The organism is Siphonobacter sp. (genome assembly GCF_048595215.1).
Lineage (GTDB): Bacteria > Bacteroidota > Bacteroidia > Cytophagales > Spirosomataceae > Siphonobacter.
Genome location: NZ_JBMDWJ010000286.1, coordinates 1 through 7,999, shown reverse-complemented (window position 1 = coordinate 7,999; position 7,999 = coordinate 1). Strand labels below are relative to the sequence as shown.

9 protein-coding genes, 1 pseudogene and 1 riboswitch are annotated in these 7,999 nt (G+C 46.2%); of the genes and pseudogenes, 6 read left to right on the top strand and 4 right to left on the bottom strand.

Features of this window, described 5'->3' with window-relative positions:
- Both ACOJTG_RS17840 and ACOJTG_RS17835 read left to right on the top strand, forming a co-directional pair.
- Nucleotides 1-465, top strand: a pseudogene (locus tag ACOJTG_RS17840) (peptidase); the annotation flags it as partial.
- A gap of 242 nt (nucleotides 466-707) precedes the next feature.
- Nucleotides 708-1,559, top strand: coding sequence for a transglutaminase family protein (locus tag ACOJTG_RS17835; RefSeq protein WP_420155058.1), 852 nt, complete (start codon nucleotides 708-710; stop codon nucleotides 1,557-1,559).
- Between the two features lie 4 nt (nucleotides 1,560-1,563).
- On the opposite strand, the gene ACOJTG_RS17830 is transcribed toward ACOJTG_RS17835, so the two are convergent.
- The 4 genes from ACOJTG_RS17830 to ACOJTG_RS17815 all read right to left on the bottom strand — a co-directional run bounded on the left by ACOJTG_RS17830 (nucleotide 1,564) and on the right by ACOJTG_RS17815 (nucleotide 4,873).
- Complete coding sequence (locus ACOJTG_RS17830; RefSeq protein WP_104710793.1) at nucleotides 1,564-1,815, bottom strand: NifU family protein; 252 nt, start codon at nucleotides 1,813-1,815, stop codon at nucleotides 1,564-1,566.
- Between the two features lie 96 nt (nucleotides 1,816-1,911).
- Nucleotides 1,912-3,021, bottom strand: coding sequence for an Mrp/NBP35 family ATP-binding protein (locus tag ACOJTG_RS17825; RefSeq protein ID WP_420155057.1), 1,110 nt, complete (start codon nucleotides 3,019-3,021; stop codon nucleotides 1,912-1,914).
- 125 nt (nucleotides 3,022-3,146) lie between these two features.
- Nucleotides 3,147-4,139 carry a GSCFA domain-containing protein gene (locus tag ACOJTG_RS17820; protein ID WP_420155056.1) on the bottom strand — a complete coding sequence of 331 codons (993 nt, stop codon included), beginning with the start codon at nucleotides 4,137-4,139 and terminating at the stop codon, nucleotides 3,147-3,149.
- A 56-nt stretch (nucleotides 4,140-4,195) separates the two neighbouring features.
- Nucleotides 4,196-4,873, bottom strand: a complete 678-nt coding sequence (locus tag ACOJTG_RS17815) for a YggS family pyridoxal phosphate-dependent enzyme (protein WP_420155055.1) — start codon at nucleotides 4,871-4,873, stop codon at nucleotides 4,196-4,198.
- 148 nt (nucleotides 4,874-5,021) lie between these two features.
- Between ACOJTG_RS17815 and ACOJTG_RS17810 the strand changes: the two genes are divergently transcribed.
- From ACOJTG_RS17810 to rplI, 4 genes are all read left to right on the top strand, one after another.
- On the top strand, nucleotides 5,022-5,996 hold the full coding sequence (locus ACOJTG_RS17810; RefSeq protein WP_094810759.1) for a hypothetical protein: 975 nt from the start codon (nucleotides 5,022-5,024) through the stop codon (nucleotides 5,994-5,996).
- A gap of 176 nt (nucleotides 5,997-6,172) precedes the next feature.
- Complete coding sequence (gene rpsF / locus ACOJTG_RS17805; RefSeq protein ID WP_094810761.1) at nucleotides 6,173-6,535, top strand: 30S ribosomal protein S6; 363 nt, start codon at nucleotides 6,173-6,175, stop codon at nucleotides 6,533-6,535.
- A gap of 83 nt (nucleotides 6,536-6,618) precedes the next feature.
- The gene (gene rpsR / locus ACOJTG_RS17800) at nucleotides 6,619-6,870 is read left to right on the top strand and encodes a 30S ribosomal protein S18 (RefSeq protein ID WP_420155054.1); all 252 of its coding nucleotides are present in this window, start codon (nucleotides 6,619-6,621) and stop codon (nucleotides 6,868-6,870) included.
- Between the two features lie 93 nt (nucleotides 6,871-6,963).
- The gene (gene rplI / locus ACOJTG_RS17795; protein WP_420155053.1) at nucleotides 6,964-7,407 is read left to right on the top strand and encodes a 50S ribosomal protein L9; all 444 of its coding nucleotides are present in this window, start codon (nucleotides 6,964-6,966) and stop codon (nucleotides 7,405-7,407) included.
- A 388-nt stretch (nucleotides 7,408-7,795) separates the two neighbouring features.
- Nucleotides 7,796-7,890: riboswitch (TPP riboswitch) on the top strand.
- Nucleotides 7,891-7,999 lie beyond the last annotated feature (109 nt).

The following is a 7,999-nucleotide window of genomic DNA, read 5'->3' as shown; positions in this document are numbered from 1 at the left end:
AATGCTCTGGCCGAAGCTGGCCTTTCTTTCAATTTGTACGCGATTGTGGGTGGACAGTTACAAGATGACGACGAACACAAACTGTACATGCTGTATCCGGAAGGCAACTGGATTGAAGTGGGGCCGAGTACGCCTTTTTTCATTATTGGGAATACGGGTTACGGTACCCCCATTTTGCGTCGGGGTTTACGCTACGATACGCCCCTGAAGGATGCCTTAAAAATTGGCTTTCTTTCCTTTGACTCTACCCGAGTGAGTGCCAACGACGTCGATTTTCCCATTGACATTGCCGTGTACGAACGCGATAGTTTTCACATTACGGAACATCGCTTTGAAAAAGAAGACGTCGAGCAGATTGCTCACCAGTGGGGAGCCCTGCTGGTTTCGTCGGTACAACGACTTCCCAGCGACTGGATGAAGCCCGTTTTTGAGCCCCAGGAACAACAAATACTGAACGATCAATAAGCAAGAAAGCCCGCTACTGTTAGCGGGCTTTCTTGCTTATTGATGTTACGAGTAAAGCCTTGAAAAGGTGGATCGGTTTAGCTTTTCTCCCTTTTGGATACGGTATAAATTTTGGAAATTTTGCCCTTTTTCCATACATTGCATAAACAACATGGGTCAAATACCCCGTTTTTGTTCGTCGCTCTCCCCGCGTAAGATTGGTTTTTTCTCCATTGGCTCTGCCTTAAAACCATTTGAAATCAATGCAATATCGCGTCCGTCATCAGCTTACCTATAACTACTCGAATGCTGTTACACTGAGTCCGCATCGCCTGTATCTCCAGGCTCGGTCTACTTCTTATCAGCAGATAAAAGGCTTTAAATTACAGGTTAGTCCAGAGCCGGATAAAATGATTGGCATCACTGACAGCGAAGGAAACACGCAACATCTCTTGTTTTTCAGTACGCCTACTACGCAGTTGCAAATTCTGGCTGAAAGTGAAATTGAGTCTACCCTATCCAATCCTTTTGATTTCATTCTGTATCCGTTTGAACATCAAAAACTCCCCATTAAGTACGGGGAAGAAGAACGTCGACTCCTAACACTGTATCTGGAAAAGGAAGGCATTACACCGGCCGTTGAACAGTTTACGAGACTCATTGCTACGGAATCCCGCTGGGATACGCTACAGTTTCTCATTCGGCTGAATGAGTGCATTCACGAAGAATTTTCGTACGAAATTCGGGAAGAAGGGTTTCCGCAAACGCCGGATTACACCTTACAAAACCGACGGGGCTCCTGCCGGGACTACGCTACGTTGTATGTAACCTGTTGCCAGTGCCTAGGCCTGGCGGCTCGCTTTGTAAGTGGCTATTATTTTGGTAATGCGGATGAAACGCAGTACTTGCACGCTTGGGCGGAAGTGTACTTACCCGGAGCGGGTTGGCGAGGCTTTGATCCTACCCAAAATTGTCTGGCCGCTGATTCTCATTTGGTATTGGCCGTTTCAGCCTTCCCGGAAATGATAAGTCCGGTACACGGAACGTATACCGGACCTGCCGAATCTGCTTTGGAGACTTCAGTCGAAGTTGTTCCTTCAGCAATCTTATACTAAGCGATTATAAGTTAATCGCTACAATGCTACTTACTTCAGGAACCTGCCGACGGATGGCGTCTTCGATGCCTCCGCGGAAGGTCATGGCTGACATCGTGCAGGAACCACAGGCTCCCATCAATTCTAGCCGTACTACGTTATCGTCCGTAATTTCGATGATACGAACATTGCCTCCATCCGCTTCAAGGTAGGGACGAATGCTGTTTAAAGCCTGTTCGACTTTTCCCATCAAGGGATGTGCGAGATTCGTTTCCATTCGTGTATACTAATGCTTTTAATCTGCCTGTATGAATAAATCCCGACAGGAACAGTATGTTCGAATAATTGTATAAATACTCCTGCTCTTTTGCTCTTAAACGGTCATTTCAACCCGTTTGGTTTTTTCAAGCGTAGCATTCCGGATGGCTACCTGCTGAGCCAGTGCTTCCGCAGTTTTCTGGAAGGCCAAAGCCGTCAATGAATCGGTATACGTAGCGGCGGGGCGACCTTCATCTCCGGCTTCACGAATGCCCTGTACTAATGGAATTTCTCCCAAGAAAGGCAATTCGTAATGTTCGGCCAGCCATTTGCCCCCTCCTTTACCAAACAGATAGTACCGATTTTCGGGTAGCTCGGCGGGCGTAAAATAGGCCATATTCTCGACGATTCCCAATACCGGTACATTAATTTGCGGTTGCATAAACATTTGCAATCCTTTTTTGGCATCGGCTAGGGCTACCTTCTGCGGCGTGGTTACGATTACCGCCCCTGTAACCGGAGCCGATTGTACCAGCGTTAGGTGAACGTCGCCCGTTCCGGGAGGTAGGTCAATTAGCAGATAATCCAGTTCACCCCAGTTCACGTCACCCATCAACTGTTTAAGTGCTTGACTCGCCATCGGGCCACGCCATACCATGGGACTGTCTGCTGGTACTAAAAAGCCCATGGAAATCATCTTAATCCCGTACTGCAAAATGGGATTAATCATATTCTTTCCGTCTATTACGGTTACAGTCGGTTGGAGATCTTCCGCTCCAAACATAACCGGAATGGAAGGTCCGTAGATATCCGCATCCAGAATTCCGACCTGAGCACCTGCATTTTTCAGAGCAATGGCCAGATTCGCCGTAACTGTTGATTTACCAACACCGCCCTTACCCGAAGCAATGGCAATGACGTTTTTAACCGACGCTAAAATGGTTTTATTACCGAAAGCCGTAGTCGTTACATCCGCTGTCATGTTCACCACGATGCGTAGTTCCGGATCCACCAGGGTATGAATGGCATCCTCACAACGTTGACGAATGAGTTCTTTCAGGGGACAGGCTGGCGTCGTTAATACAACCGTAAACCGCACCTCACCAACGCCCAGTTCTACGTCTTTAATCATGTTTAACGTAACCAGGTCTTTCTTCAAGTCCGGTTCTTCTACGGTACTCAAGGCCCGTATAATATCTTCTTTCTTAATTCGTAATTCGCCCATAGTGATAATCAAACGGGAGTGAACGGGCTAATTCCGCGTTACCGACCGTTCCTTGCTAACCACAAAGGTAACTAGTAAGTTTCTTATAGGACTAGCTTATCGCAATCTCTTTGTAATCGATCGGTTCAGTGGCCCAGAGCCTGCGTAATGCGTTGTATTCGTTCGCTTACTTCCGCCCGTTCCGAGCTTACATCTACGGGCATCCGTTCAAGATCGGTCAGAAGCTTAGTCAGAAACTGAAGATGAACCACTGAATTTTCCTGAAAGGGACGATGATTCAATGCTTTGGTAATCTTCTCCCAGTCTTTCGTAAACTGTTGGAGCGACGCATCAAAGTACGTCTGCTGAAATTTTTCGAAGATGTAGGTCTCGGCCATTTCACTGGGGTGAACCAGATCACTCGCGTAAAAGCGGTAGTCCCGTAAATCATCTAACAGGAGTTCATACGCCGGAAAATACATGACATCGGCGTAATCGCTTACCAAGTAGTGACAGGCCGCCCGGAGAATGGACTTACTCACTGAATTATCCATCATCCCATCTTTGGCATGACGTACCGGACTGACGGTTAGAAGTACACGTAAACCAGGATTTACTGCCTTTAGTAAGGCATACACCGTGCCAAACTCCTTGCAAATGGTCTTAACACTCAATAAATCGCGGTTAAAGATCCGGGCGGGTTGCTTGTGGCAGTTGGCCACATACGTGGGCGGTTCTAGCAATCGATACACCCAAGCTGAGCCCAAGGTTAGTACCAGTAAATCAGCCCGACGGAGTTCTTCGGCTAATTGATCCAGCTCCCGTTGCATCCGTAATCGCAGTTCTTCCTGACTCGCAGCGGCTATCGATGAATGTGTATCGTAATGCAGCCAGCGGCCGTCTCGTTCCAGAAATAACCGATCATCCACGGGTTCCTTCGCCAGGGCATACTGCAAGATGCGGTACAGAGCCAGCGGACTGAATAAGGTACCAAAAGGCTGATACATCCCTCCGATTTTATGAGCCTGTAACCGCTTCCCGAGTACTTCGGCAAAGCAGGAACCCATTGAAACAACCCGGGATTGTAAACCTAGTTTCCAGGAAGAAGGAGGAATGGAAAATTCGGTGCGAAAGTGCATGCCGTTTTAAATTTTCAGGGATTCGGCGTTCAAACCCTACGCCGAATCCCTGGATCTTAAGCGTATTCGCGAGCTCCAAAAATAGCACTGCCCACGCGAACGAGCGTACTACCTTCCTGCAAAGCCGTCTCGTAATCGCTGCTCATGCCCATCGACAATTCTTTGAGTTCGCAACGCTCGGACACGGGAACGGTAGCTTTCATGCGTTCGAAAAATTGCTTCAAACCCCGAAATTCCAGCCGAACCTGAATTAAATCATCGGTATTGGAAGCCATCCCCATCAGACCCACAATACGGATATTTTTTAATCCGGCCAGGGCTTCGGAGTGGAGGGCTGCTTCGGCTTCCTGCTGGCTGAAACCAAATTTGGTCTCTTCCTGAGCAATGTGAATTTGCAGCAGACAATCAATCACCCGCTTCGCCTTGGCTGCCTGCTTGTTGATTTCAAGCAGTAGTTTAAAGCTATCTACGGAATGGATCAATGATACAAACGGAGCAATGGGTTTTACCTTGTTGGTCTGCAAATGACCAATCATATGCCACTCAATGTCTTTCGGTAACACTTCCCACTTCGCTACCATGTCCTGTACTTTATTTTCGCCGAATGTTTTGCATCCGGCATCGTACGTTTCCTGAAGTACTTCTACGGGGTGAGTCTTAGTAACGGCAATCAAACGGGCCGGGTAACCAGCCATGTTTTTGGTAATTTTATTCAGATTTTCAACGATGCTCATTCTTAAAACGTTTGTACAAAAGTAGTGCTTATCTAGGCTATGTACTACTTTTACGAGTGATTGTCCGCCTAATTCTCCGGTAAGTGGTTGACTTCTCCACGCTTAGGCGTAGTTTTGTCTGCCCGTACCTCCATCATTATTACTCTATATGGAACCATACGATTACACCCGATCAACACCGAAAAAAGATTCTGACAAGAAAGGTTACTTCATTGCAGCTCTCGTCGTGATGGCCGGACTGGTCGCAGTATTAGGTTTTCTGTACTTTAAAGAACGTAATGAACGCGAAACGTTATCTTCCCGCTCAGTAGTTCAGAAACGGGAAATTTTAAAGGCGAACACTAAACTCGATTCCATTGCAACCCAGCTCGACGCCAAAATTGCCGAAATTCGTATGCTTGGCGGCAATATCGACGAATTGATGCAGTTAAAAACGCAGCTGGAAATTGACAAGCAGCGACTGGTAAACGCAACGGCCGATGAAGTCAAAAAGTTTGAAGCCAAACTGGAACAGTATAAAGATTTACTGAAGCAAAAGGACCGTGACATTGTTCGTTTGAAAGAAGAAAACGGCTCGTTAACGACTCAGAATCAGGAATTAGCTACCAGTAATGAGGGACTAAAAACGGAGCTAAATTCGGCCAGACAGGCGTACGACGATTCCGTTAATGCTCTGAAAGTCAACAATAAAGAATTAAACGATCGGATTAGCGTAGCGGCGGCTCTGAAAGCTCAGAATGTCATGGTATATGCCATTAATTCGAAAGGTAAAGAGCGGGAAAAAATCAAAGCCGACAAAATTGATCAGATTCGAATTGCTTTCGGACTGGGTGACAATACCCTGACTGAACGTAATGGCAAGGAAATTTTCGTTCGCGTCCTTGATCCTACCGGAGCGGTTATCTCCGATATGGCCACCGGTTCGGGAACGTTTATGTATCAGAGTAAGGAAATGATCTATACCGTTAAAAAGGATATTACTTACCAGGGGAATAATCAGCAGGTAGACGTGATCTATAAACGTAACATTCCCTTCAAGAAAGGAAAACATACGATTGAGCTGTACGCCGAGGGTGTGAAAATTGGCGATGGAATCTTCGAGGTCCGTTCTGGTTTATTTTAGGTAACCCGCGTTTTACTACTCAACCTAAGGCGTCCTGACCTCTACCGTCAGGACGCTTTTTTTGTATTCAGTGTTGCTTTTTCCCAGGGAATGTTTTTGCAAATCAGAGAATTTACGTACTTTTGCGGCTCATTTTTCGAGTATTATCCTTTTTATCACATTTTCCGTACTAACACATGTCACAAAAACAGTACGAGACAGTATTCATCCTCACTCCCGTTTTGTCTGACGTCCAGACGAAGGATGCTGTCGACAAATTCAAAAAAATTCTGACCGATAACGGTTCTGAACTGATCCACGAAGAATCTTGGGGTCTGAAAAAACTGGCCTACCCGATTCAGGGAAAAGGAACGGGCTTCTATCACCTGGTAGAATTCACAGCGAACCCGGACGTAATCGCTACGCTTGAAACGGAATACCGTCGTGATGAGCGGGTAATGCGTTTTCTGACGATTGCTCTGGACAAGCATGCCATTGCGTATAACGAACGCAAGCGTAAAGGTCTGGTGGGCAAGAAACAAGAAGCTCCCGCTGAATAATTAAACGTTAGTAGTTATTCGTTGCTGGTTGTTTGATTGAACAACTAACAACTGATAACCAACAACCAAACTATTCCACGACTATGTCATTGCAGAACGAACCTCTGGATAAAAACCAGAACCGCAAAAAATATGACCGCTTCAAGAAAGCCGGCATTAAATACATCGATTACAAAGATCCTAACTTCCTTCTCAAGTTATTGAACGAGCAAGGTAAGATCCTTCCCCGCCGTCTGACGGGTACGACACTCAAAAACCAACGTAAAGTAGCTCAAGCGGTGAAACGTGCTCGTCACATCGCTCTGTTGCCTTACGTCGGCGATTCACTGAAGTAGTTTTCCGTTTTCAGTTGTCCAGTTATGACTCGTTTTATAACTGACAACTAAAAACTGTAAACAGAAAACTTATCTTAAACTCATTCGAAAGAAATGGAAGTTATTCTCAAAACCGATATCGCGGGATTGGGTTATAAAAACGATCTGGTAGCCGTTAAACCTGGCTACGGACGTAACTACCTGATTCCCCAAGGCTTCGCGGTAATGGCCAGCGAAACCAACAAAAAAGTTCTGGCTGAAAACATCAAGCAAGCCGCTCACAAAGCTGAAAAGCTGAAGAAAGATGCTGAAGATTTAGCTGCCGCAATCGGTGATCTGACGCTGGAAATCCCTGCTAAAGTAGGTGAGAGCGGACGTATCTTCGGTCGTGTAACGAACACGCAAATCTCTGACACGCTGAAAACGAAAGGGTTTGACGTAGATCGTAAGAAAATCACGCTGGATTCTGAAGTAAAATCACTCGGCGAATACACTGCTACGCTTGACCTCCACAAAGAAGTGAAGCACAAAGTGAAATTCGTAATCGTAGGCGAATAAGCTTCAATCCCTCTTAAAAAGCCCTGATCAGGATAATCTGATCAGGGCTTTTTGTTTGTTTACCAGTTTGCATAGGGCACCTTCCTACTTCAATACATTCGCTGTTCCAGATTTATACTCTGGAACCCGCCTGCTGTGCATTTGTGATTCACAGGATTACAAATCCTTTCCAGACCGCTTTCGGATTGCAAATCCGAAAGAGCCACTTCAATCCAGACTTGCCAACCCCAAAGGGGTTCAATGTCATTAGCCCCGTATGCAATGCGGGGTACGTACCACCCGTCCCGCTATCTTTACCGGCTTTATCCTACAAACCCAAAACTCTAAACTAAAAACTCCTTTTCCCTAGGTAAACGCCCAAGTCTTTTTACCTTTGCCTCGCTGAAAAGCCAAACTTTAGGGGTGCCCGTTGTTTCGGGCTGAGACATACCCTTTGAACCTGACCAGGTTAGGACCTGCGTAGGGAAAAGTGAGGATCTTACATACTACAGGAGTATACCCGTTTGTACGGTTATATCCATTCGTTACCCTCCCTTCGTTCGTCTCTCCCCTGGTTTGTGCTTTCATGCCACATGAAACGCATGATAACTGT